Source organism: Nostoc paludosum FACHB-159 (genome assembly GCF_014698835.1).
GTDB lineage: Bacteria > Cyanobacteriota > Cyanobacteriia > Cyanobacteriales > Nostocaceae > Nostoc > Nostoc paludosum.
The window spans coordinates 1-24,910 of the sequence record NZ_JACJTU010000027.1 but is presented as its reverse complement, the minus strand read 5'-3'; the positions used below and the strand labels follow the sequence as shown (position 1 = coordinate 24,910).

The 24,910-nt window shown below is 42.4% G+C and carries 26 protein-coding genes; 15 read left to right on the top strand and 11 right to left on the bottom strand.

Going from position 1 to position 24,910, the window contains the following annotated elements:
- Nucleotides 1-191 precede the first annotated feature (191 nt).
- The 6 genes from H6H03_RS24580 to H6H03_RS24555 all read right to left on the bottom strand — a co-directional run bounded on the left by H6H03_RS24580 (nt 192) and on the right by H6H03_RS24555 (nt 4,634).
- Nucleotides 192-530 (bottom strand): CpeR family transcriptional regulator, encoded by a 339-nt coding sequence (locus tag H6H03_RS24580; protein ID WP_190957678.1) that lies wholly within the window; start codon nt 528-530, stop codon nt 192-194.
- Complete coding sequence (locus H6H03_RS24575; RefSeq protein ID WP_190957677.1) at nt 524-1,153, bottom strand: chromophore lyase CpcT/CpeT; 630 nt, start codon at nt 1,151-1,153, stop codon at nt 524-526. The genes H6H03_RS24580 and H6H03_RS24575 overlap by 7 nt, the downstream gene beginning before the upstream one ends.
- Nucleotides 1,154-1,297: 144 nt before the next feature.
- Nucleotides 1,298-1,834: a phycobiliprotein lyase gene (locus H6H03_RS24570; protein WP_190957676.1), complete on the bottom strand. Its 537-nt coding sequence runs from the start codon at nt 1,832-1,834 to the stop codon at nt 1,298-1,300.
- Between the two features lie 173 nt (nt 1,835-2,007).
- Nucleotides 2,008-2,766 carry a phycobilisome rod-core linker polypeptide gene (locus H6H03_RS24565; RefSeq protein ID WP_190957675.1) on the bottom strand — a complete coding sequence of 253 codons (759 nt, stop codon included), beginning with the start codon at nt 2,764-2,766 and terminating at the stop codon, nt 2,008-2,010.
- Nucleotides 2,767-2,802: 36 nt separating this feature from the next.
- Nucleotides 2,803-3,666, bottom strand: a complete 864-nt coding sequence (locus tag H6H03_RS24560) for a phycobilisome linker polypeptide (protein WP_190957674.1) — start codon at nt 3,664-3,666, stop codon at nt 2,803-2,805.
- A 389-nt stretch (nt 3,667-4,055) separates the two neighbouring features.
- Complete coding sequence (locus H6H03_RS24555) at nt 4,056-4,634, bottom strand: phycobilisome protein (protein WP_190957673.1); 579 nt, start codon at nt 4,632-4,634, stop codon at nt 4,056-4,058.
- A gap of 25 nt (nt 4,635-4,659) precedes the next feature.
- Between H6H03_RS24555 and H6H03_RS24550 the strand changes: the two genes are divergently transcribed.
- The 3 genes from H6H03_RS24550 to H6H03_RS24540 all read left to right on the top strand — a co-directional run bounded on the left by H6H03_RS24550 (nt 4,660) and on the right by H6H03_RS24540 (nt 6,173).
- Entirely contained in the window at nt 4,660-4,866 is a 207-nt protein-coding gene (locus H6H03_RS24550; RefSeq protein WP_190957672.1) for a hypothetical protein, read from the top strand.
- Between the two features lie 29 nt (nt 4,867-4,895).
- Nucleotides 4,896-5,558, top strand: a complete 663-nt coding sequence (locus H6H03_RS24545; protein ID WP_190957671.1) for a HEAT repeat domain-containing protein — start codon at nt 4,896-4,898, stop codon at nt 5,556-5,558.
- Nucleotides 5,559-5,972: 414 nt separating this feature from the next.
- The gene (locus H6H03_RS24540; protein ID WP_190957760.1) at nt 5,973-6,173 is read left to right on the top strand and encodes a hypothetical protein; all 201 of its coding nucleotides are present in this window, start codon (nt 5,973-5,975) and stop codon (nt 6,171-6,173) included.
- Between the two features lie 180 nt (nt 6,174-6,353).
- Here H6H03_RS24540 and H6H03_RS24535 read toward each other — a convergent pair whose 3' ends face one another.
- Nucleotides 6,354-7,178, bottom strand: a complete 825-nt coding sequence (locus tag H6H03_RS24535; protein ID WP_190957670.1) for a pentapeptide repeat-containing protein — start codon at nt 7,176-7,178, stop codon at nt 6,354-6,356.
- A 270-nt stretch (nt 7,179-7,448) separates the two neighbouring features.
- Here H6H03_RS24535 and H6H03_RS24530 point away from each other — a divergent pair, with 270 nt between their 5' ends.
- The 10 genes from H6H03_RS24530 to H6H03_RS24485 all read left to right on the top strand — a co-directional run bounded on the left by H6H03_RS24530 (nt 7,449) and on the right by H6H03_RS24485 (nt 15,655).
- The gene (locus tag H6H03_RS24530; RefSeq protein WP_190957669.1) at nt 7,449-8,030 is read left to right on the top strand and encodes a phycobiliprotein lyase; all 582 of its coding nucleotides are present in this window, start codon (nt 7,449-7,451) and stop codon (nt 8,028-8,030) included.
- Nucleotides 8,031-8,219: 189 nt separating this feature from the next.
- Complete coding sequence (locus tag H6H03_RS24525) at nt 8,220-8,948, top strand: 15,16-dihydrobiliverdin:ferredoxin oxidoreductase (RefSeq protein WP_190957668.1); 729 nt, start codon at nt 8,220-8,222, stop codon at nt 8,946-8,948.
- Between the two features lie 157 nt (nt 8,949-9,105).
- The gene (locus H6H03_RS24520; RefSeq protein ID WP_190957750.1) at nt 9,106-9,849 is read left to right on the top strand and encodes a phycoerythrobilin:ferredoxin oxidoreductase; all 744 of its coding nucleotides are present in this window, start codon (nt 9,106-9,108) and stop codon (nt 9,847-9,849) included.
- 466 nt (nt 9,850-10,315) lie between these two features.
- The gene (locus H6H03_RS24515) at nt 10,316-10,837 is read left to right on the top strand and encodes a phycocyanin subunit beta (protein WP_190957667.1); all 522 of its coding nucleotides are present in this window, start codon (nt 10,316-10,318) and stop codon (nt 10,835-10,837) included.
- An 88-nt stretch (nt 10,838-10,925) separates the two neighbouring features.
- Nucleotides 10,926-11,417, top strand: coding sequence for a phycocyanin subunit alpha (gene cpcA, locus H6H03_RS24510; protein WP_190957666.1), 492 nt, complete (start codon nt 10,926-10,928; stop codon nt 11,415-11,417).
- Nucleotides 11,418-11,682: 265 nt separating this feature from the next.
- Nucleotides 11,683-12,495 carry a phycobilisome rod-core linker polypeptide gene (locus H6H03_RS24505; RefSeq protein ID WP_190957665.1) on the top strand — a complete coding sequence of 271 codons (813 nt, stop codon included), beginning with the start codon at nt 11,683-11,685 and terminating at the stop codon, nt 12,493-12,495.
- Nucleotides 12,496-12,619: 124 nt separating this feature from the next.
- On the top strand, nt 12,620-13,489 hold the full coding sequence (locus H6H03_RS24500; RefSeq protein ID WP_190957664.1) for a phycobilisome linker polypeptide: 870 nt from the start codon (nt 12,620-12,622) through the stop codon (nt 13,487-13,489).
- A 176-nt stretch (nt 13,490-13,665) separates the two neighbouring features.
- Entirely contained in the window at nt 13,666-13,902 is a 237-nt protein-coding gene (locus tag H6H03_RS24495; RefSeq protein ID WP_190957663.1) for a phycobilisome linker polypeptide, read from the top strand.
- Between the two features lie 20 nt (nt 13,903-13,922).
- On the top strand, nt 13,923-14,768 hold the full coding sequence (locus H6H03_RS24490; RefSeq protein ID WP_190957662.1) for a HEAT repeat domain-containing protein: 846 nt from the start codon (nt 13,923-13,925) through the stop codon (nt 14,766-14,768).
- 167 nt (nt 14,769-14,935) lie between these two features.
- Entirely contained in the window at nt 14,936-15,655 is a 720-nt protein-coding gene (locus H6H03_RS24485) for a HEAT repeat domain-containing protein (RefSeq protein WP_190957661.1), read from the top strand.
- A gap of 601 nt (nt 15,656-16,256) precedes the next feature.
- On the opposite strand, the gene H6H03_RS24480 is transcribed toward H6H03_RS24485, so the two are convergent.
- Both H6H03_RS24480 and H6H03_RS24475 read right to left on the bottom strand, forming a co-directional pair.
- Complete coding sequence (locus tag H6H03_RS24480) at nt 16,257-16,919, bottom strand: HD domain-containing protein (RefSeq protein WP_190957660.1); 663 nt, start codon at nt 16,917-16,919, stop codon at nt 16,257-16,259.
- 100 nt (nt 16,920-17,019) lie between these two features.
- Nucleotides 17,020-17,187 carry a hypothetical protein gene (locus H6H03_RS24475; protein ID WP_190957659.1) on the bottom strand — a complete coding sequence of 56 codons (168 nt, stop codon included), beginning with the start codon at nt 17,185-17,187 and terminating at the stop codon, nt 17,020-17,022.
- A 74-nt stretch (nt 17,188-17,261) separates the two neighbouring features.
- Here H6H03_RS24475 and pruA point away from each other — a divergent pair, with 74 nt between their 5' ends.
- Both pruA and H6H03_RS24465 read left to right on the top strand, forming a co-directional pair.
- Nucleotides 17,262-20,246 (top strand): L-glutamate gamma-semialdehyde dehydrogenase, encoded by a 2,985-nt coding sequence (gene pruA / locus H6H03_RS24470; RefSeq protein ID WP_190957658.1) that lies wholly within the window; start codon nt 17,262-17,264, stop codon nt 20,244-20,246.
- A gap of 61 nt (nt 20,247-20,307) precedes the next feature.
- On the top strand, nt 20,308-20,742 hold the full coding sequence (locus tag H6H03_RS24465; RefSeq protein ID WP_190957657.1) for a GNAT family N-acetyltransferase: 435 nt from the start codon (nt 20,308-20,310) through the stop codon (nt 20,740-20,742).
- Nucleotides 20,743-21,018: 276 nt separating this feature from the next.
- On the opposite strand, the gene H6H03_RS24460 is transcribed toward H6H03_RS24465, so the two are convergent.
- Both H6H03_RS24460 and H6H03_RS24455 read right to left on the bottom strand, forming a co-directional pair.
- Entirely contained in the window at nt 21,019-23,481 is a 2,463-nt protein-coding gene (locus H6H03_RS24460) for a beta strand repeat-containing protein (RefSeq protein ID WP_190957656.1), read from the bottom strand.
- 815 nt (nt 23,482-24,296) lie between these two features.
- Complete coding sequence (locus H6H03_RS24455; RefSeq protein WP_190957655.1) at nt 24,297-24,818, bottom strand: response regulator; 522 nt, start codon at nt 24,816-24,818, stop codon at nt 24,297-24,299.
- Between the last annotated feature and the right edge of the window lie 92 nt (nt 24,819-24,910).

Sequence of the window (24,910 nt, the reverse complement as noted above, 5' to 3'; positions counted from 1 at the left end):
TATTCCCTACTGCTGACTTCCTTTTTGAAGACTGATTTTTGAACTGTTAACAAAACAGCAATATTGGCGTCAGCCACTAGAAAAAGAAATTGAATTCTGTTAGCGCACCGGGGCGTAGCCCATTTTGTATTCTGTATTCTTCTTCAATTAGAGCCTACCTCTAACCCAAAGCAAGCTAGCAATAGCATCTCTCAAACACGAACATCAAATCTAGTGTAGAAACCACCGTATTTTATCCAGTATTGTTTCAATGTGTGATGAGGTGTGTGTAAACTTGCTTTTGCTTGATATAGAATAACTTGGCGATGATCGCCCATCCAAATTTTATTAACGGGGTCAACAGATATTACTGTTCCTCCTAAAGAAGCTACACATTCAGAAAACCTTTCAATCGTCGTATATTCTAATGTCTCGAAGATAAAAAAGTTACCCGAACAAATTAAGTGGCGACTGCGAATCCAGCAGCGCATTTTTTTTTCAGCTAGTGGAGGTAACATTTTGGGTTTAACAGATTCGAGCTGAATTAACATAATGCGCCTACCGCATTTAATTCATCAGCAAAACTTTCTCGTTTTTCAAACTGCAAAGGCCCAGCAGTTGAACCCCATATTTGTTCGTGGGTTTCAATATCCATGCCTTTATCTAGACTTACCCAAGTATGCTCAGTTATTTCTACTTCGCTAACAAGATATGTTTGGCGGCCATTGCGAGGAATTAAACATTGATTTCCTGGTTCTACATTACCGCGAAACATTTCACCTTCTCGAACAAAAACCATTGAGCAGTTATAGCGCCGTTGAATACTTGCTGGGGTGATGGTTTTGAGGATATCTAATTCACGACCTGCACCTGCATAAAGTATAGGGTCTTTCAAGCTGTAATTTTCGATATAAATGCGATCGCCCAAATCTACTAATTTATGTACTCCCTGGCGATAGGGTGTCCATAAATCGTGGTCATATGCTTGTTCAGAATAAAAACCGACCCCAGAAAAAAACTCAAATGGTAAAGGACGAAAAAAAATGTGGATGTGCGCGTAAAGTTGAGGATTTGCAAAAGATTGCTTTTGGTTGCTAAAATCTCCTGCCATCCAACAAGCTAAGGTGAGCAAATCGCTAGACTTAGTGTTGGAGTCACTGGGTGCTATTGTCATATTCAACCTCAGGAGTGACAAGACAAAGTTAGGTAATTTGGTGTGCGCTAAAAAAGGATAAATACTCTTTCTGGTTGTTAACTATTGACGGTTAACACTCATCAGTCATCAGTTATCAAAATTTAATCTCCTAGCCAAATATTGCTAACTTGTTGAACTTGACAAAGACCGGATTTCTGAAGAAAAGGAAGCGGTTGTCACACCTTTGCCATCGCTGGTTTTTATCATCGATACGCGAAATCGCAGATTTGGGTTAGCAAACCAAATTCGTTCTTCAGCCGCAGCGAGGTCATACTGTGTCAGTAGGGTAAAAACACCATCATCGCTCAGGTGGTATTTACCTACTGCTGGGATTGTTTCGGCGTATCCCTTTTCCCGCAAGAGTTTGCCTCTAGAAGGGTTTTCAATATCGGGAATTGGTACAAGCACTGTACTACCAGAGATTGGTTTATCGTCCCAGTCTGATTCACCTTCCCAAGTCATGCGAAAGGGATGAGTAATACTGCTAGTATCAACGTCATATAATTTACATACTTCTCGCACTGCCGGATCGTTGGTAGATAGAGATTCAATGTCAATGGTAGACAAGACTTCTTCAAAATGGGCGAATGCTAAGTGATGACCGCTACGTTGCGATCGCCATCGTCCAATTGAAAGTTCAAAGAATTCAGTAATTTTCATTACAAAAGCGATTTGAAAAAACAGCTTACAATCAGTCTATATGGTAGTTTATTTTACTTTTTATCAAGCCTGGGATTAAGGATTGGGTACTCGGTACTAGGAACTGAGAAAACAATGAGAATAACTTATGCCCAATGCCCAATGCCCAATGCCCAATGCCCAATCCCTATTTTTTAGACAATCTCTGTGATGCTAACAATCTTGCCACCAGTGCGATTAATCCGCTGAATTTGCGGTGTCATCTTACTAGCAGGAACAATGTACTCGGTTGTAGCATTGCGGAGGGGATTATTGAATTTTCCGCTTCCACCCTGAACGAGGATCTTAAATCTCTTTTCAGTACTACCGATCGCAGAGGATAACTTGATTTTAGCAGTGCTGTTGGTTGCTACTGAGTATACCAACTGAGAGGACTTGAGGGTACTTGAGCTTTCAGCTGCACCACGCACAAGACCAAAAATTCGGTTATAGCCGACTTGCTTCTGTCCTACTTGGCTGGTGTTTCCCCGATAGTAGGGTACAGTGTTGTCGCCAAAGTTAGCCTCATACTCCGGGCTATCGATGTAGGAATCGATCTCTGCATCATAACCGTTTTCAATGGTACGAGTGATATGCTCAGAAATCTCTGTCTGATCTAGGGGAGCGCGGCCTAGTAGATGTTTAAAGTTGAGTTCAATGAACCGATAGGGAGCAGTGGTTTCAAAAAACCGACTACGGTAAATCTCGGATTTAGCGACGATTCGCACAAAGTCACGAACGCTGATTTTGCGATCGCGCAGTTGCGATTCTCCAGTCACCAGCCGCTGACTTTCTAGCAAGTGAGCGTTACCTAAAACCTGTTTATAGACGGCTCGAATCACTGCTTCTACTTCTTCAATAGAGCTAGTTGACCACAGCTCCACCTTCGGGGAATCTATAAGTATGCTTCCCATGTACCTTTTCCCAAGCTTAGTTTGTGAATAAATTCTCTAATTGACAGGAGTGATACTAGCAATTACACCACCCTGCTTGTGAATCCTTTGATACTCTTGTGACAGTTGATTGTAGGGTACGAAATACACTTGGTTACTGCGGCGAAACTTGGAAATGCTATTTACCACATTTGCTTTGTAGCCAGTGACTTCAATCCGGTATACCTTACCGTCATCACTTGCTCCTACACCTTGACGGGTGCGAGGAGTAGATGTTGGATTGCGGAATGTAGCACCCTTGCTGAGTGGTGAAACTACGGGAGTAGGGGTGTTTTGAATTACTAAGCTGTTCAATTTTGGTTGTTTACCAGCTAAGTCACCCTTAAGACTGCTGCTAGCCGAACCACGTACTAACTGGAATAAGTGGCTAAACTGAACCAAGCTCTGAATTGCTTCAGTTTTGTAGCCTCGAATGTAGGGTACAGTGTTTTCGCCAAAAGTCTCTTGGTATTCGTCGCTGTCTAAATAAGAATCAATGTCAGCTTCAAAACCCTCTGTATCCAAAATGGTGCTATGCGAACGGGTTTCTTCTAGATCCAATGGCGCACGACCAAGAAGATGTCTGAAATTTAATTCAATCGACCGATAGCGGGGAACGCTATCAAAAAAACGCGATCGATAAAGTTCGGACTTAGCGACTTGACGCACAAACTCACGAACACTAATTTCACCCCGTTTGAGTTGGGATTCCGGAACGGCTAGCCGCTCACTCTCCAACACATACGCATTGCCTAAAACTTGCTTGTAGACAGCTCTAATTATGGTTTCAATTTCCTCATTAGAGCGACCTGGCCACAGATCAATGGGATCGGTGTCTTCAAATAAAGCGACCCCTAATCGTGATGCTGGTCCGAAAGCCATTCAAACTATCTCCCAGTTAACAACTAAATTTTATGAGAAAGATATCAGCAGATGTTAAAAAACTTTACATGACTTTAAACAAGAGGGAGAGCTAGAGTCTTAAAAATTGCTCTTAACGTCCATAATTCAAGTTTTTTGAGTTTTTTACATCATTATGCCTTTACACATTCTGATACGATGCTGAAACCATATTTATTAAAAATTGTTAAGTTAAATGATACCTCAGAAAAATTTAAGATTTTTTTAGTATTTTTATCGGTATCTAAGACAGAATTGTGGTATGAATCCAGATGCAGAGACGTTGCAATTGCTAGCCTATACAAGGATTTTCATAGATGAAATCAGTAACGCCAATTTTTTGATATCCAAAATGGCATAACTTTTTAGCGCTAAATTTGGAAAGCAGCTAGTTGGGTAATTAAATGGTCAAAATAAGGAGTAAGAGTTTCTTGGTCATTGGCTTGGCAGCGTTTCAAACTAGCAGCTTTAATACTTTTTAAGCCCAAAACCATTGCATCCAAAGGAACTTGTAATTCTTGATAAAGCAAATTCATATAGTGCAGTCCTGTGGGACTAGTATATTCAGCGTGGCTACCTGCGATGCCATAGGTGATGCAACGGAGAAAATGCCAAAAATCTCGCCAGCAAGCTTGAGCGCGTTCAGCTGGATAAAGACCTCCTCCAGGCTCGATAATTTCAGGATAAGTCAGCAAAACCTGAACTCTTGCTTCATCTACGATTTCGGCTGCCCGATCGCGTAATAATTGTGCAACAGGAATTAAGGCAGAATAATTAGGTGATAAAGTTTGGATCTGTAATAAATCTTCGTCGCTCAGATACCGAAGATTATCATCCGCAGCTTGGAATATGGCGATCGCTGCTTGAGGATGAGACTGTTCCCACTGTGCAAAGCTGACGATTCTGGCTTTGGCTATTAATTGCTTAACAGTTTCGGTTAGTTGAGTCATAGGTTTTGGGTATGGGGCATGGGGCATGGGGCAAGCAGGAAGTGTGGGAGGGGTGGGAGGTGTGGGAGGAGACGGAGGGGTGGGAGGTGTGGGAGGGGTGGGAGGAAAGGGAAGCATAAATTCTCTTTTTCCCCATCTCCCCAGTCCCTATGCCCAATGCCCTATGCCCTATGCCCCATTCCCTAGTAATTTTCCCAAATGCGATCGCTATTTTTTGGCATTTGTAAAATAAAGTAAAAAATAATCCTAATAAATGCACCGATGGAAATCGATAAAATTAAAGCTGAATTGGAGAATCCAGATTTTCAGTATCGTTTGAAAGCGATCGCCGCACTCAAAGATTATCAATCAGAAGTTGCAGTCCCTTTGCTAACGAGTAAACTCCATGACTCAGAATTCTTGGTGCGTTCCTTTGTGGCCAGGGGTTTGGGTAGCCAACAATCAGCAGAATCTTTTGCTGCCTTGATCCAAATTATGAAATTCGACGATACACCTAACGTGCGAGCTGAGGCAGCAAATTCTTTATCACTATTTGGCAGAGTCGCAGTTTCTCATTTAGTTTTGACGTATTATCAGGATGACCATTGGTTAGTCCGTCGTACTATTCTCGCAGCGATCGCTGAAATGGGTTGTCCTGAAGAATTATTTGATATCTGCGTTCAGGGTTTAAAGGACGAAGATTTTACAGTTCAGGAATCCTCTGTTGATGCACTAGGCTTACTGGCTGACTCCACCCTCAATGTTGCAGCATTGTCTCAAATACTCAGCTTGGTAAATACTGAATCTTGGCGGATGCGCGTGCGGGTTGCCTACGCCCTCAAACGATTTGACCAACCAGAAGCAAAAGCAGCCCTCAACCAACTCAGACAAGATAAGGATCACCGAGTTGTGGGAGCTGCTTTAGAAGACTTGTTGCCACAATAGGTAAACAAACTGCTTTAAGATTTATTGTCAATAAACTTAATGATGCAATCCAATTCAACATAAACCGCGTCTACTTTCAAACCCTGATTTTCAGAATCAGGTTTTATTCCCAAATCCTCCCCTCTTCTCACAACCCCGTTTCCTTTTGGAAAACTCCAGTTCTCAAGTTAGACGAGGTTTAGATAAATAACATGGTGCGAAAAAACCAAAATATATAACGAAAAGCAAAGTTGCTCGAAAAGCTTTTTCCTCCTGCCTTCTGCCGCCTGCCTTCTGCCTTGTTATAAAGACAATTTTCAACATCGACCTACTTAGAGGTAATGTTTTATTTTATCTGAAATTTGAGCAAAATATCCGGACAGTTTGCGAAAATCTAGAATAAAATATCAATTTCTTCGACTTCGGGAGAGATTTGTGACTGATATACCAACTGGTCAAATGACTTGGCGATTACCTGGTTCCTCAGAATGTGCCTTATATTTACGGCATCATGCTTCTGAACCTTGGCGATCGTATAAAGAATTTCCACAATATGTTCTACCCGATCCGCCCGGTTTTTCCGAAGGATACGCTACATTTTTAGCCCTTCTCAAACAGAAGTGGCAAGCTTTATAAAACAACTCACAATATTAAGTTAGAAGAGTACGTAGAGATGCGGTTAATAGCGTCTCTACGGAGTGGGGAAGATATAGCAGTTGAAACATGGTTTAGGAAATAAACTGCTCGTCAAACCCCAGCACCAAAAGACTTTCGCAAGCCTATTGCCTCTTGCCTATTGCCTGCCATAACTCCTGCTCACCCACTTAAACTTTCACGAGTTGTTTTGCGGGTGTAGGCGTTCCAAACATCCAGTTCTGATGCTGGACGACTGTGAAGCATGACTTTAGTTGCTTGTGTCAATCCTTGGGCAAAACTAAAATCTGCCCCAGCAATACTCTCAAGATGCTCCATTTCTGCGTTAGTCAGGTCAGCTGCTCGTAAATCTGTACCCCGCAAATTCGCTCCAGTTAATCGAGCATTCCGTAAGCAAGCACCTGTCAAATAAGCTTTACTCAAGTCAGCGCCACTTAAAGCCGCGCCTTGTAAATTGGCTCCAGTCAGGTCAGCACCGCTGAGGTAAGCTCCCCGCAGATTAGCCCCTTGTAAATCTGCATTGCGTAAAAAAGCTGTGTTGAGATAGGCGCCATTAAGATTCGCGCTCGGCCCCACTGCTCCCGAACCTTTGTAGTTATATTCTTCAGGCCATTTTGTCTGGCTATCATAACGCGCTACTTGCAGTTTAGCTCCCTGCAAATTTGCGCCACTGAGATTCGCTTGTTGGAGGTCAGCGCGGTTTAAATAAGCTCCCTGCAAATTCGCTCCACTCAAATCCGCCCCTTGCAGGTTAGCACCTCGCAAATCAGCTCCACTGAGATTTACACCACTCAAGACCATACCGCTGAGGTCGGCTCGTAGTAGCTTAGCTTGACTTAAGTTAGCTTGTTTTAAATCAACTCCCTGTAGATTGAATTCGCTCAAATCTACTTTTTGTAAAGGAAGTCCTGCTTTGAGGGCTGTTAAGATTTCTGGAGTTAGACTGGGACGTTCTCTGGTAATCAGGTGAATTTCACTATTTGTCATTAGGATATGAAACTAACAATAGCTATTGAAATAATTCTTTCACTCAAGGAACCAAAAAAGATAAAATGCAACCTGTCATCTGTAAATTTTAGATAAGAACAAAATAATTAATACAAATAATACAAAAAAGTAGTACAAAAGTCCTAAAATCATTCGTCAAAAATTCTGATGCCTATTGCACATTGCTTGTCTGCATCAGATATTGGCGGGTAGGATTACAAACAAGATTTTGTCGTAAAGTATTGTTTTAAAAAAGAGGCTTCCACATAGATGCATATAATACCACCTTTGTCAATGATTGACTTCTTCCGTAAAAGTGAAGGCACGTGGTTTACAGAGCGTTCAGTTCATCACTTTGACTCAGCCGCAGATGAGTCGGGTGAGTCGAATTTAATCATTACAGTCATAGAAAAAGACGATCCCAAAGTCCAAGAAGTCTGTAAAGCACAAGGAATAGAGCCAGATAAAGCAACCGGGGGTGCTAGCTTTGCATGGCAGGCTAACCTAGACACGAGGCCGCCCAATACCGACAATGCTGCTATTTTGGTTGACATTCCCGACGATGAAACGAGGCTTTCTGGGAAATTAATCCGCAACCAAGGCTATGTAGAGAGCATTCCGGTTGTCAGCCGATATCGATTTGCTCATGATGGAGTGCTGACCATTAACACTGATTATGACAACAACCAAGGACAAGAACGTTGTTGGTTTGTGACGGATGATTTTCGTGTCAGAGTTAGTACCGTGCGAATGATGAACGGAATCAACTTAATGACTTATTGTTCTGAGCGTCGTTGTGTTTCCCAACAAGTGCTAGAGCAAATGATCGCTCAAAATCAGGCTAGGGGATAGGGCATGGGGCATGGGGCATAGAGAGATGAAGGGACAAGGAGAATAATTCTTAACTCCTAACTCCTAACTTCCTATGCCCAATGCCCAATGCCCCATTCCCCATTAAGGAATGTTGCTTTGTTTCTAAGAAATGAGACGTGCACGATCGACATACTTTATTTTCATGCAAGGGTTAATGAGTCATGCTGTATGTATAAGCCTTTCTTGGAATTTTTAGAAAAAGAGCTATTTGAACGGTTTGATTTACAAAGTAGGGACATTCCCCCTGGTTTGGAATTCAAAGTTAGCGATCGCGGCAGAAACCCAGCAACCATACGTAGTTGGTGTCACCAATGTCAAGAGTTGCGAAAAATTCGCTATACCTATATTGATGCCGGGGAGAGCGCCCAAATTTTTAACAGCGTGATTTATCCCAGCCATCACTACGATTTACCTTTATTAGGGATTGATTTCTTATCCTTTGGTAAAATTAAGAACCTGATCGTTCTTGACTTTCAGCCTTTATTTCAAGATGAAGATTATCAGAAAAAATACATACTGCCGCTGAAATCTCTGCATGAAAAATACCCGGATCTGTCGCAAAACTTAGAAATGAAATTTTACGATGCTAATCAGTACTTTTCTAAGTACTTATTATTTGCCAAAACAGATCCTCAAACAGTAGCAACGCGAGTTTTTGAAGCGTTTCAGGATTACTTAAACTTGTATTGGCAAATGTTAGCAAAAGCTGAACCGCTCGAAGATCCAGAAGATATCCAGCGGATTGTCAAAGCTCAAAAAGACTATGACCAATATAGTGCAGACCGCGATCCAGCATCTGGTCTATTTAGCAGTTACTTTGGTCATGAATGGGCAGAACGCTTTCTCCACGAGTTCTTATTTGAAGATGCTGTGCCTTTAGCAATCAGCAGAAGATGACGAAAGGTGACTGGGGACTGGGGAGTGGGTACTAGGTACTGGGGAGATGAGGAGATGGGGAGATGGGGAGAGAGATTCACCCCACCACCCCATCTGGCCACACTTCCAATGCCCAATGCCCAATGCCCAATGCCCAAAATTTATATTTATACATCAAATGACACTTTATCAGCCATTTCTCGATTATGCGATCGCCTACATGCGATCGCGTTTAGATTTGCAACCATATCCTATTCCAGAAGGATTTGAATCTAAGGTTGCTACCGTGGGTAAAGGCAAGAACCAACAAGAGGTTCTCACCACTAGTTATGCCTTTCAAACGACAAAACTACGGCAAATTAGAGCAGCACACGTACAAGGCGGTAATTCCCTCCAAGTACTAAATTTCGTGATTTTTCCACACCTTAACTATGACTTACCCTTCTTTGGGGCTGATTTGGTGACATTACCAGGAGGACACCTCATCGCCTTGGATATGCAACCCTTATTCCGAGACGATCCAGCATATCAGGCAAAGTATACCCAACCCATCCTACCTATCTTCCATGCCCATCAACAGCACCTGAGCTGGGGTGGCGATTTTCCAGAAGAAGCACGACCCTTCTTTTCTCCTGCTTTTGTGTGGACTCGTCCCCAGGAAACTGTCGTGGTGGAAAATCAAGTATTTGCTGCCTTTAAAGACTATCTCAAAGCTTACCTCGATTTTGTAGAGCAAGCAGAACCCGTAACTGATTCCCAAAGCCTAGCAGATATCGAACAAGCACAACTGCGATACCTACGATATCGAGCCGAAAAAGACCCTGCACGAGGAATGTTCAAGCGGTTCTATGGGGATGAATGGACTGAGGAGTATATTCATGGCTTTTTATTTGATTTAGAGAGAAAATTACTACTCGCCTAAGTAAACATAAAACCAATAAAACGAGCTTCGGCGAATCTGTATGTCGGCGAAGACTATTGCTATGGGCTGAAAAAATATTGGTAGTGGTATTTAATTTGGAAATCGTATTATTACTTAAATGAATGTTTTTGTTAAGTTAAATTAACAAAAAGACAAGGTAACATAATAATTTTTAATAAAACAAAAGGCATCATCATAGTATAAAAATAATTTGAAAGGCAAAATAACAGTACAAGGTTGATGGGGTGCTGAATCTAGCGGGTTTTCTGGTCTCTCATATTAAGATGAAGTTTTGTAACAAAAGTTTTAATCCGAAACCCTAGAGGTCGTAGACTTATACCTTGGATGTCCGTTGTGAACCTTTCATTAAAGATGGTCAGACATCTGACATCAAGAAAAGAAAAACTGAACCATTCAGTTTTGACATCAAATAATTCTTAACCAAGCCAATTAGGAGTTTAACGCAATGGTTTTAGATGCATTTGCAAAAGTAGTTTCCCAAGCCGATACACGTGGGGAATATCTCACCGATGCACAATTGGATGCTTTGAGCGAACTAGTCAAAGATGGTAACAAGCGTGCAGATGCAGTTAACCGCATTACCAGCAATGCGTCTGCTATTGTTGCTGCTGCGGTACGCGATCTGTGGGCAGAACAACCTCAATTGATCGCTCCTGGTGGTAATGCTTACACCAGCCGTCGCGCTGCTGCTTGTATCCGCGACTTAGACATCATCCTCCGCTATGTTACTTATGCAGTTTTTGCTGGTGACTCTAGCGTATTAGACGATCGCGCCCTCAATGGCTTACGCGAAACCTACTTAGCATTGGGAACTCCTGGAGCTTCCGTTGCTGTTGGTATTCAAAAGCTCAAAGATGCTTCCTTAAAGATTGTTAACGATCCAAATGGCATCACCAGAGGAGATTGCAGCGCTTTAGCAGCTGAAATCGCTAGCTACTTCGATCGCGCCGCTGCTGCTGTTGCTTAATCCAAGCACCGCTGCTATTGGGTGAAATAATTGTCCGCAAGACAAAACAAAATTTCAACGAAAAGTTTGTTAAAGGGAAGTACCAAAAATGACAAAAACACCTCTAACCGAAGCAATTTCAGCGGCTGATTCTCAAGGTCGCTACCTCAGCAGCACCGAACTTCAAGTAGCTTTTGGTCGTTTTCGCCAAGCGCCTGCTAGCTTGCAAGCAGCAAAATCCTTGAGTGCAAATGCCTCACGCTTGACAGAAGGTGCTGCTCAAGCTGTTTACAACAAGTTCCCCTACACCACCCAACAACAAGGCCCCAACTTCGCGCACGACCAACGCGGTAAAGCTAAGTGTGTACGCGATATCGGCTACTACTTGCGGATTATCACCTACGCTTTAGTTGTTGGTGGCACAGGCCCATTGGATGATTTCTTGATTTCTGGCTTAGCTGAAATCAACAAAACATTCGATTTGTCTCCTAGCTGGTACATTGAAGCTCTCAAGTACATCAAAGCTAACCACGGTTTGAGCGGCGACCCAGCTGTTGAAGCAAATTCCTACATCGACTACGTAATTAATACTCTGAGCTAGAGTGTTGCTTTAGCCCGGAGAGGAAATCAGCTCTTATGACAAGTAAGTTCTATGAGTTGCTTACCTCTCCGGGCAGTTTTATTTTCAAAAGACAGTTATAGCAGGGAACAGGCAATAGGCAATAGGCAACAAGCTTGCGAAAGCTCTTGAATTCTGAGTTTAACTGTAAGCTGATGTCCTAAACTATGGTTCAACCGCTATAAAAGATTAAAAAAAACTTTCTAAAAAGTTTTCAGTTTTGTACTTAAAACTGAGGAGGTTAAAGATGGCGGCTTTGGGACAAGCAGCAAGACTAGGAATTGAGCCATTTGAAAGCTCAGGAGTAGTAGAACTACGTCCTGATAGAACAGAAGCAGATGTGGCAGTGGTGATTCGAGCAGCTTACCGTCAAGTATTGGGTAATGCATATCTACTGGAAGGCGAGCGTTTAGAAAGTGCTGAATCATTGCTACAGCAGGGTACAATTTCAGTCCGTGGTTTTGTATCAGCCATTGCTCAATCAGAACTCTATCGTGAGAAGTTTTTCCACTCCAACTCACAAACTCGATTTATCGAGTTGAATTATAAGCATTTATTAGGTCGTGCGCCGGAAGATGAGTCGGAAATTTCCTACCATGTTGAGTTATACAACTCAAAGGGCTACGAAGCGGAAATAAATTCTTATATTGACTCATCAGAATATCAAGAGAACTTTGGTGAAAATGTTGTGCCCTACTACCGAGGCTTTAAAAGCCAAGTAGGAAAGAAAAACGTTGGCTATGGCCGGCTGTTTCAATTGTATCGGGGTTATGCGAATAGCGATCGCGCTCAAGGGACAAAACAAGGAAAGCTAACCTGGGAAATAGCTAAGAATCTGGCTTCACCCATCTACCCAGTATCTTCAGGAGCCTTAACTGGTCTGTCTACAGGTAGTCGTGGAGAAGCATACCGGATTAGATTCCTACAAGCAGCTTCTCCCAATTCAACTGTAGTACGGCGTGGTACTGCCGAGTTGATAGTTCCCTACGAACAACTTTCTAGTAAGTTGCAGCAACTCAATCGTAAAGGCAGTAAAGTGATTAGCCTCACAGCTGTGTAAGTTAGGAATAGGGTTAGGGGAATAGGGAGTAGGGAGTAGTTAGGGAATTTGATTACTCTCCATTCCCTATTGTTTACTCCCCTAACTAATGCGAATTAGGTATTACTCAAGGAGAATTTTGAAGATGACAATTACAACAGCAGCGTCCCGTCTAGGGGCAGAACCTTTTATCGATAGCGCTCCTGTAGAATTGCGTCCAAATGCAACTAAAGAAGACATACAAAGAGTAATTTCTGCCGTCTATCGTCAGTTATTGGGCAATGACTACATATTGGCAGCTGACCGCCTCATCAGTGCCGAATCTATTTTGCGCGATGGCAAAATCACCGTCCAAGAGTTTGTGCGTCAAGTAGCTAAATCAGAACTGTACAAAAAGAAATTTTTCTACGACAATTTCCAAACTCGCGTCATTGAACTGAACTACAAACATTTGTTGGGTCGTGCTCCTTACGATGAGTCTGATGTGGTTTATCACTTAGACTTGTACCAAAATAAAGGTTACGATGCCGACATTGATTCCTATATTGATTCGCCAGAGTATCAAGCCAACTTTGGGGAAAATATAGTGCCTTACTATCGCGGTTTTGAAACTCAAACTGGGCAGAAAACTGTCGGATTTAGCCGCCTATTCCAACTTTATCGCGGGTATGCTAGTAGCGATCGCTCCCAACTCAAAGGTAAGTCTTCCCGTTTGGCTAGCGAATTAGGTCGTAATGCTGCATCAGCTGTGATTCCTCCCTCCGGTGGCCCCTCAGGCTTTGCCTATGTTGCTTCTGCCAAAGGCGTTACCCCCAACAGCACTTTTGGTGGCGCAGGAACTTTTGGTAAAGAAGGCAGACTCTACCGCATTGAAGTAGCAGGCGTTTTTGGAGCGGGATATCCTAAGACACGTCGTGTTAATCAAGCCGTAATCATACCTTACGAAGAGCTATCTAGCTACTTCCAAAGAGTGGTAAAACAAGGTGGTAAAATCGCCAGCGTCAAGCCACTTTAGAGCCATTAGTCATTACGCGATTAACCCTTGTCTGTACAATAGTCATTAGTAGAGACGCGATTAACCCTTGTCTGTACAATAGTTATTAGTAGAGACGCGATTAATCGCGTCTGTTAACTAATAAAAGACAAATGACTAATAAAAAATAAATTTTGAAATAAATTTTGGATTGATTTATGGTTGGACAATTTATTGGTGGTAGAACTAGTAGTCGCTACTTCCGCTATGAAGTAGTTGGTTTGCGCCAAAGTGAAGAAACCGAAAAAATTAGCTATCCGATTCGTTCTAGTGGCAGTGTATTTATCATAGTGCCTGAGAATCGCATGAATCAAGAAATGCAGCGGATTACTCGTTTGGGTGGCAGAATAGTTAACATTCAGCCATTAAGTTTTGAGCCGAAAACAGATAGCTAATAGAGTAAATCTTCCTTCTGATGAATTCTAATCCGCAGAAATTTGAAGATTTATCCCCTCCAGGGGATTCACCTGGAGGCGAACAGTTAACAGTAGAACAGGCGATCGCAAATCTCCAAAGCACAGATTTGGGTTTGCGGTTTTATGCCGCTTGGTGGTTGGGTAGGTTTCGGATATGCGAACCAGTTGCGGTTACAAGATTAATTAAAGCCTTAGAGGATGAAGATGATAGAACGCCAGAAGGCGGATATCCTTTGCGGCGCAACGCAGCTAGAGCATTAGGGAAAATCGGCGACAGCCAGGCAGTAAAACCCTTAATTGCTTGTTTAGACTGCTCAGATTTTTATGTCCGGGAAGCAGCAGCCCAATCTTTAGATATGCTAGGTGATCCGGTTTGTATTCCTGCACTGATTGAATTATTAAAAGCAGGTTTACAAGGAGAGAAACTAAAGTCACAGCAACCAGATTTATCCCAACCTTACGACGCAATTATCGAAGCCTTGGGTAGCTTGCAGGCTACTGAGTCCATTCCTTTGGTCAAACCATTCTTAGAGCATCCCATAGAACTGGTGCAATATGCGGCTGCACGAGCCATGTATCAGTTAACCCAAGAACCAGTTTATGGAGAACGGTTAGTAAAGGCTTTGGCAGGAGAAAAACTGCAATTGCGTCGAGCTGTGTTAGCAGACTTGGGAGCCATCGGCTATCTACCCGCAGCTGAGGCCATAGCCGAGACTTTGGCGGAAAATAGCCTCAAACTCATCTCTCTCAAAGGATTGCTGGAACATCAAGTCAATCATACAGCAACAAGAGGTTTATCAGCAGGTGCTATTAAAGTGATGAATTTGATGGATTCGCTTTTGTAGTCATAATTCCTTAGAAATGAGTTGTGATTAATACTTAAAAATCAAATTTTTTCCATATATAAACCCCCAACCCATTGTCAAACTTGGGCTAGGGGGTTTATACATAATACAGACTACGTATAACTTAAGCTACAATTAGCTGACTGATAATGACTCGTGAAATTAATATGGATAACAGTGAACTTGCCCAAATATTGATTCGTGCTGTGGAAGAAGCAGATTCATCAGATCGCTTGTTAGATGCAGTTCAAGAGTTAGCAGCGGCTCGGATACAAGAATCTGTTCCGACTTTGGTTGCAGCTTTGGGCTACAATAATCCGGGGGCGGCGGTGGCGGCGGTAGATGGATTGATTGCCATCGGAGAACCCGCAGTCGCACCGCTATTGGAACTGATTGATGACTACAATTATGGCGCTAGAGCCTGGGCAATTCGCGCCTTGGCGGGAATTGGGGATTTACGCGGCTTGGAGACTTTGCTAGAGGCCGCAAAAACCGATTTTTCCTTGAGTGTGCGGCGGGCAGCAGCTAGGGGACTAGGCACATTGCGTTGGTATCAATTACCATCACAGAAAATCGAATCTGTGCAGACTCAGGTAATAGAGGCACTACTATTAATTTCTGAAGATCCAGAGTGGGTGGTGCGCTATGCAGTAGTCACGAGTTTAGAAGCATTAGCAACGGCGATTGCAACTACCTTACCAGATCGAGCCTCAGGTATTAAAGATCGACTTCAGCAAATGTTAGATACAGATGCAGATCTCGGAGTTCGTACCCGTGCCAAATTTGCACTGCAAAAAATTCAGCAGCCACAGCATCAACAAGTATTTGCCCTTAAAACAAAACAAGAAGAAACTGAAACGCCTCATCGTGGCGGTAGTAGACGTTAATCAAAGCTCAATCTTCTAAGCTTGAAGTTTTTTGCTCCAAGCTTGGAGTTTTTTATTCTAAATAGGCGTTGCATAATTGCGGGATGATTTGAGAATTTGCATCAAGACATAATCCCCGTGTCTCCCGAAGTTCTGAGCGCAGGCTTGCGGCGCTCAGACTTCTCTTTGTGTCCCCGCGTCAGCCTAAATCATCCGATTATTCAGCAACGCCTCTAAATAAATTATGCTTGCACTACAAAGTCTGATGCTGTCATTGGGGCATCACTAAGCGTGGCAAATACACCACCACTGCCAAGATTTGCTTCCCAAACACCAGATAGTTTTTGCTATTTCCTCCACAGGGCTATTCACCCTAGAAGGAACAAGAGTTTATCTATAGGACTCCTATTTGATTTTTGAACAAAACTGAGTACACATTCATTTTCTAAAACCCTATTGCCTATTGCCTGTTGCCTATTGCCTTCCTACGCAAATCAGTTCAGTAATCAAAACGGATTCCTACATATCATGAAATGATGGAGCAATAAAGATTTCAGTAGAGAATTAGAAAGTGCGATCGCACTTACAATATAAAGAAAAATTTCCCAAGCATTACATAGCTTTAATCAAAAACATATTCCGAAGCTAAATACTTAATTTCCTCCTGAATATTACTCCGGGCGAATGGTTCGGCAAACTCCAACATTAAAGGTGTAAAGTAAATATGCGATCGCTTTAAAAATCTTTCTAAAACTTGCCGCCGCCCTACAATATACTCTGCTTTTGACACCCAGTCATATTCTTTGCGAATAGCATAGACGTATTCTGTATAATCAACTGGACTAGCAGCAAAAATCGCTAAATCTGCATCAAGTAAGACTTGGCTATCAAAGTCATCCACCGCAGCCTGGTGTTCTTTGGTGTTGAGAATGAGATTCGTAACAGTAGCTATGGTATCTTCTGAAATACCTAAACTACTCAACAATTCAAGAGCATAGTCCGCACTTTTTTGTTCATTATCTTTAGCCTGAGTGTCATACACTACATCATGAAACCAGGCAGCAAATTGAACAGCAGTTAGGTTATTGGTGTAACCTTGCAAAATTTCAATCATGTTGAGGACGTGATGAATGTGTTTTAGCGTGTGATAATGGCGATCGCTGCTAGAGTAAGCTGTAACCAACTGATTAAAGGCTTTATCAGCCGCTACTTCGTCAACGCCAAAAGGCTGGAGTGTGCGTTGCCAGTTAGAAAATAAGATACGTGTGAGGTTTTCTGTAAACATAGCGTTGGTATCCCCACTCCTAGTATGACTGAGCTAAAATTTTGTACTGCAACATCTGTCCCATCAAGTTAAAAATGTATCAACAAAAGGATAACACTTGTCAGTAAATAGGGCATGGGGCATGGGGCATGGGGCATTGGGTATGGGGAGGTGTGGGGAGTGTGGGGAGAGAGGGGAGTGTGGGGAGATGGGGAAAAAAAGAATTTATGCTTCCCTTTCCTCCTACCCCTCCGTCTCCTCCCACACCTCCCCATATCCAATGCCCCAATATAATTAAAGCGTCAAAATAGAAGACACAGGTTTTATAAAAAAACCTTGTCTTGAATAAGGAGTTTATTATCAGTGGTATTACAAGTACAAACAAGCACCTACGAAGCTAAAACTCAAGAAATTGCTAAACAACTTCTAGCAGCTACCCAAGAAAATCGTTCGTTTTTTGCTTCCCTACGAGATCAGATGCGCTGGGATGATAAATTGCTAGCTTGGGCAATGAGTAATCCTGGGTTGCGGGTGCAATTATTTCGGTTTATAGATACGCTACCTGCTTTGCACAGTAAGTCAGAAATTGCCTCTCATTTACAGGAGTATTTAGGCGATGAATCTGTAGAATTACCAGCAGCTTTGAAGGGAATGCTAAACTTTGCTAACCCCGACTCTGTACCAGGACAAGTTGCTGCTACAACCGTTGGTACGGCGGTTGAAACTCTCGCTCATAAATATATTGCTGGGGAAAATATTAAACAAGTCATCAAAACAGTTGAACGACTGCGAAAAGAAAAAATGGCTTTCACCATTGATTTACTTGGTGAAGCGGTAATTACTGAAGCCGAAGCGCAATCTTATCTAGAACGCTATCTAGAATTAATGCAACAATTGGTGGCAGCATCGAAGAATTGGGCAGCTATCCCAGCTATTGATGAGGCTGATGGCGAACCACTACCAAAAGTCCAGGTTTCTGTTAAATTAACGGCGTTTTATTCTCAATTTGACCCATTAGATGCTAAAGGTAGTGAAGAGAGAGTTAGCGATCGCATTCGTATTCTCTTACGTCGTGCCAAAGAATTAGGCGCAGCTGTCCATTTTGATATGGAACAGTATGCCTATAAGGACATAACTCTTAATATCTTGAAAAAACTCTTACTAGAAGAAGAGTTTCGGCAACGTACAGACATTGGGATCACAATCCAAGCATATCTGCGTGATAGCGAGGAAGATGTTAAAAACGTGATTTCTTGGTTAAAACAGCGCGGTTATCCCCTAACAATCCGTTTGGTAAAAGGCGCATATTGGGATCAGGAAACTATTAAAGCAGCACAGAAGCACTGGCCACAGCCAGTTTACAATGATAAAGCCGCAACTGACGCTAACTTTGAAACCATTACTCAGTTATTGCTAGAAAATCATCAATATGTGTATTCTGCCATTGGTAGCCATAATGTGCGATCGCACGCTCGTGCCATTGCCATAGCCGAAACTTTAAATGTCCCCCGCCGTCGGTTTGAGTTGCAAGTCCTCTACGGTATGGGTGATAAAGTCGCCAAGGCTTTGGTTGATAGGGGTTATCGCGTTAGGGTTTACTGTCCTTACGGTGAATTATTGCCTGGAATGGCATATTTGATTCGGCGATTGTTGGAAAATACGGCTAACAGTTCATTTTTACGGCAGAATTTGGAGAATCGACCGATTGAGGAGTTGTTGGCGGCGCCTGTTGTGGATGTGTCTCACGCAGAGACGCAGAGGCGCAGAGAGGAAGATAGAGGTTTTGTTGGGGCGGCAGATACAGATTATGCTGAGGAGGAGGGTAGGAAGAAGGCAGCAGAGGCTTTTGCAGCGGTTCGTCAGCAGTTGGGTAAAACTTATTTACCGCTGATTAATGGGGAGTATGTTAACACGTCGGAATTTGTTGATTCTCTCAATCCTTCTAATTTCAGTGAGGTAGTTGGGAAAGTCGGATTAATCAATGTTGAACAAGCCGAACAAGCGATGCAAGCTGCGAAGGCGGCGTTTCCTGGGTGGCGGAAAACACCAGTTCAAGAACGCGCTAAGATTCTGCGAAAAGCGGCTGATTTGATGGAAGAACGCCGTGCTGAACTTGCAGTTTGGATGGTTTTGGAAGTTGGAAAACCAGTTAAGGAAGCTGATGGAGAGGTTTCCGAGGCGATAGATTTTTGTCGCTACTACGCCGATGAAATGGAACGGTTAGATAAAGGTGTGATTTACGACATACCAGGTGAGACTAATCGTTATATTTACCAGCCACGGGGAATTGCTGTGGTGATTTCTCCTTGGAATTTTCCGCTGGCGATCGCTTGTGGAATGACCGTAGCAGCCCTAGTTTCTGGGAATTGTACTCTCCTCAAACCTGCGGAAACGTCTTCTGTAATTACCGCCAAACTCACAGAAATCTTAATTGATGCTGGTTTTCCTAAAGGTGTATTTCAATACGTGCCTGGTAAGGGTTCCCAAGTCGGCGCTTATTTGGTAAATCATCCAGATACTCATGTGATTGCTTTTACTGGATCTCAAGAAGTGGGCTGTCGAATTTACGCAGATGCAGCCATACTAAAACCCGGACAAAAGCACATGAAGCGAGTAATTGCGGAAATGGGCGGCAAAAATGCAATTATTGTCGACGAAAGTGCTGATTTAGACCAAGCAGTTGTCGGGGTAGTGCAGTCCGCATTTGGTTACAGCGGCCAAAAATGTTCTGCTTGTTCGCGGGTAGTTGTGCTGGAACCGATTTATGATACCTTTGTGCAGCGGTTGGTGGAAGCAACAAAATCCCTGAACATTGGGGAAGCAGAGTTACCTAGTACCCAAGTCGGCCCGGTAATTGATGCCAATGCCCGCGATCGCATCCGCGAGTATATTGAAAAGGGTAAGGCAGAAGCACAATTAGCCTTGGAGTTACCCGCACCAGAACACGGATATTTTATCGGCCCTGTGATTTTTAGTGAAGTATCCCCCAATGCGGTAATTTCCCAACAAGAAATTTTTGGCCCTGTGCTGGCGGTAATTCGGGTGAAAGATTTCCAACAAGCCTTAGCAGTGGCCAATGGAACTAACTACGCCTTGACTGGAGGACTTTATTCTCGAACACCTTCCCACATTCAGCAAGCGCAGGCAGAATTTGAAGTGGGGAATTTGTACATCAACCGCACCATCACAGGTGCTATAGTTGCACGGCAGCCCTTTGGCGGATTCAAACTTTCGGGAGTAGGTTCTAAAGCCGGAGGCCCTGATTACCTATTGCAATTCCTAGAACCACGCGCAATCACAGAAAATATTCAGCGCCAAGGTTTTGCACCAATTGACGGAGTTGATTAAAGTATAGAATTAGGTGGGGAAACCCACCTTTTTTAATTATTCTAAAACTAGAAAAAGTTTCATGAGTAATTTAGTTATAAAAGTTGCTAAAATACCCGAAGAATTTCCAGCGATCGCCGCAATTAGAAAATCAGTTTTTCAGGAAGAACAAGGCGTAGATCCTGCTTTAGAATTTGATGGCAAGGATGAAACATCCGACCATTTAATAGCTTATTTAGATGATAAAGCTGTGGGCACTAGCAGAATTAGATATTTAGATGAAAAAACTGCCAAAATCGAAAGACTAGCTGTTTTGTCTACAGCTAGAGGGCAAGGTATTGGTAAGAAAATCATGGAAAATGCACTCTTATATATAGCTAGTAAAAATATTCGTGAAGTTGTGATTCATTCTCAAGAATATGTCAAAGATTTATATCTAAAATTGGGGTTTGTAGAAGAAGGAAAAATATTTGAAGAAGCTGGTATTCCTCATGTAAAAATGAAAAAAATGTTATAGGTTTCATAATTTAGTATTTCTATATCGGTTTATTAATAAATAATATCGTGTTAGGGTAATTAGTTATGATTTTGCTAATCATTAGACCCCACCCCTTAATCCCCTAAGAGCAAGCTCTTAGGGGAGACAAAGCACCGCTTTGGCTCTTTGGGATTCTTCGGGTTTAGTAAGTAATTAACCGGACATGATATAAAATACGAGATGCTATTAAAGGCATCTCGCATTTACCAAATTTCTTATTATTCTCTGCTTATAATCATGAAGCACTCATTACTATTAAGCAGTCACATAAAAATTGTTATTGGTCAATGACAGTCCAGCAGATAGTTGGGCAAATTTTCTTAGAGTAGACGCACCGCCACTACCATCTCCGTCAAAGTATAATGCACCTGTAGTGTCATCATAGATAATTCGCTGATCCTTCGTCGTTGCAGATGTTCCAAGCGTAAATTGACTAGCTGAGAGGTAAATTGGTAATAAGTCTACACCATAACCACTAGCCGATACCCAAATAAGTTCGCTACTTGCGTTGAAGTCATAAATACTACTAACACCTTGACCGTAACCATTGAAAACAAAGGTATCAGTACCAGTCCCTCCATAGAGGGTATCATTACCATTTCCACCGACCAAGGTATCATTCCCAGCACCACCTTTGAGGGTGTTATTGCCTGAGGCGTTAGAGGCGACGAGATAATCATTGCCATTACCTCCATCAACTAAATTATGGCCTGTTGAAAACTGAACATCCAAGAAGTCGTTCCCAGCACCACCGTTGAGGGTATTATTGCCCAAATCAATCCCGCTGTAGTTGCCAAAGGCAGAGGCAGAGAGATAATCATTGCCATCGCCCCCAACGAGCAGATTATTGCCTCTTGCATCGTCAGCACTCAAGTCATCATTACCAGCACCACCGTTGAGGGTATTATTGCCTGTTGAATTGTCAACCTTCAAGTTATCATCACCAGCACCACCGTCGAGAATATTCTTACCTGAAGCAGTATAGTAAGCGGAGAGATAATCATCGTCATCTCCTCCAGAGAGCAGATTATCGCTTGTTGAATAGTCAACACTCAACCTATCATTACCAGCGCCACCGTTAAGAGTATTCTTGCCAAAGGAGCCAGGAGTATACCCGTATTTACCAGAGGCACTCAGAGAATCATTGCCATACCCTCCATCTAGTAAATTATCGCCTGTTGAAAAGTCAACATTTAATTTATCGTTACCGACACCACCGTTGAGGGTGTTATTGCCTGAGGCAGTAACAAAATAAGAGTCTGTTGGTTGATCTTGGTAGTAGCCAGAGGCAGAAAGAGAATCATTGCCATCGCCACCAGAGAGCAGATTATTGCCTTTTGAATAGTCAGCATTCAAGGTATCGTCACCAGTACCACCGTTGAGGGTGTTCTTGCCGGTAGGGCCAACGTAGGGGAATAAGTAGCCGTCGGGATAGTACGCAGAAGCTCTAAGATAATCATTACCACTGCCCCCGTTCAATAGGTTATCGCCTGTTGAAAAGTCAACACCCAAGAAATCGTTACCAGCGCCACCGTTGAGGGTATTGTTGCCAGAAGTGGCATAACCATCAAGGAAATTCAAGTCAGAGGCAGAGAGATAATCATTGTTATCACCCCCAAACAGTAGGTTATCGCCTCTTGCAAAGTTAACATTCAAGGTATCGTTACCAGCGCCACCGTTTAGGGTGTTATTGCCAAATGCTGCATAGTTGCCGTATCTATTTGTATCGCCAGAGGCAGAGAGATAATCATCGTCATCGCCCCCAAACAGTAGGTTATCGCCTCTTGAATTGTCAATATTCAAGATATCGTTACCAGCGCCACCGTTGAGTGTGTTATTTCCAGAAGCACCATCACCGTCGCGATAGAAGACATAGGCAGAAAAATAATCATTGCCATCATCTCCATTTAGTAGGTTATCGCCTGTTGAAAAGCTAAAACTAAAGGTATCGTTACCAGCGCCACCATTAAGGGTGTTATTCCCCTCACCACCGCTGAGACCATCATTCCCCGCACCACCGCTGAGAACATCATTACCCTCGTCACCGCTGAGACCATCATTTCCCGCACCACCAATGAGAGTATCATTACCCGCGCCGCCACGGAGCAGGTCATTGCCACTCTTGCCGTTGATGTAGTCATCACCACCTTGACCATTAATAACATCATCTGATTTGTCAAAGCCGTTGACATAGTTATTCAGGTCGTTAAAGAAGGTGACTGTGTTCTTGCGGAACGGGTTCTGTTGGGTGGAGTTAGCATTGACGACATCAAAGCTGTCGGTGATGCTGATTTGTCCATTAAACAGGATATTGCCCAGCGTTGAAAGGTTATCTAGGTTTTCCAAGGTAAAGTTTTGCAGGATAACTTTTTTACCGCCAAAGGAAATTTCCAGATTACTGCCATTCTGAGTAAGCAGCAGATTTTGGACAGTCAACCCAGAACCTTGAAATATCAATGTATCCACTTCGGCTACGACTGCTGCCGAGGGATTTGAGCCTTTACCTACGCCACCAAAATCAGTAATGATGGTGTCAGGTTCGTACTGGGAGTCGAAAGAGGAGCTGAAAATAAATCTATCATTGCCACCCCCACCAGTTAGGGTGTCATTATTTCCATAACCTATGATGATATCGTTCCCAGCTTTACCGTTAATCTTGTCAGCATCGTAAGTACCCACTAGAGTATCATTACCGCTGGTTCCATTGATATTTGCCATAACTTTTACCTACCTGAATCGATTTTTTCAGTAACTTTAAGTTCTCAACTTGCTATGAATGCTGTTTTAGGACACGATGAACTCGCCAAGAGTTAATGCTTTTGGCATACTTATCTCACCTTTGAGAGTTAGCAATTTTTCCCAAATATTTGCACTGTTGAGTAGCTTGTAAGTAATGCTTATGTAACTATCTCGGACTATCTAAGTCTTAGGCACTGTCAAATTCTTGAGTGTGTGAATTCACGAAAATAGCTAGTTCAGGCTTTTTTCAACTATCTTTGATTTAGTAGCCTGGCGCAGGCATCGCTGGCAAAGCGTCGTAGAATCAGCCTTGAATATTTCAAATTCACACTAGTTTTTTGTCAATGCCTAAGTCTCACTAGCTTGCCAAGGGAGTAGGTTACATTCCTTTTTTACTCTTGGTTGTGGTATTTTCCCGCTATCAGCTATCTTGACAATAGAATAGGAAATAGCTTACATAGGAAACAAAGCGATTTTGATGCTCTGGCTTTCAGCTATGTGCGCGTAGTATTTGGCTTGAAAATAGGGAACATCTGAATAAGCTAATAATAATTAAGTACAGAATATTACTTAGATGTCTATACTTAAATAGGCATCTTTGCATACTCTTCATATTTGTGAGTTATATCTGTATATAGAAATACAGAGCTTTGTGTAATCTTTATATTTTTATATTAATTGCAGCGATGTCTGGGTTGGACTATACCAAAGGGATGAACAACATCAAGCGATCGCTTGGTATTATTTTACAATACCTCTTGGGGACTAAAAATGTAAGTGCGATCGCCAAGCATTTATATTGGTGTTTGGTTGATATCAAAATCACTCTCACCCAAATATCGCATTAACATTGACTCTAATTGAAATACTCTAATTGGTTTGAGAAGATAGTCGTTAGCACCAGCTTGCAAAATAGAAATTTTATCTTCTGAAGGTTCCCCAAAGCCCATCATTATCACCTGCAAATCTTCTAAAGAAAGCTCTTGTCTAAGAATATTTAATAAATCCCAGCCACTGGCATCACCTACTAACTGGACATCTACCAAAATTAAATCTGGCTCTAGAATTTGCACCTGCTTCAAAAAATCATCGTTGCTATTGATCCACTTAACTTGGTAGCCAATTGTTTGCAAATAATCTTGTAGCACAATACCAGTATTTTGCTCGTCTTCCACAAGCAAAATAGTTTTATTTTGAGGAATGGCTAGAGAAGGCAATGTAGAGACAGTACAATTTTCTCCTTCATCGACCTCATCTTCCAGATGCAATCGATTTGGTAAAAATAAAGTAAACTTGCTACCTGTAACGACCTGCAATACTAATCGCTCAAACCTGCAATCAAGAGATTTTCAAACCAGGATTAACTGCAACTATAATTACGCTTCAGCCAGGATTAATTGCAACTGAA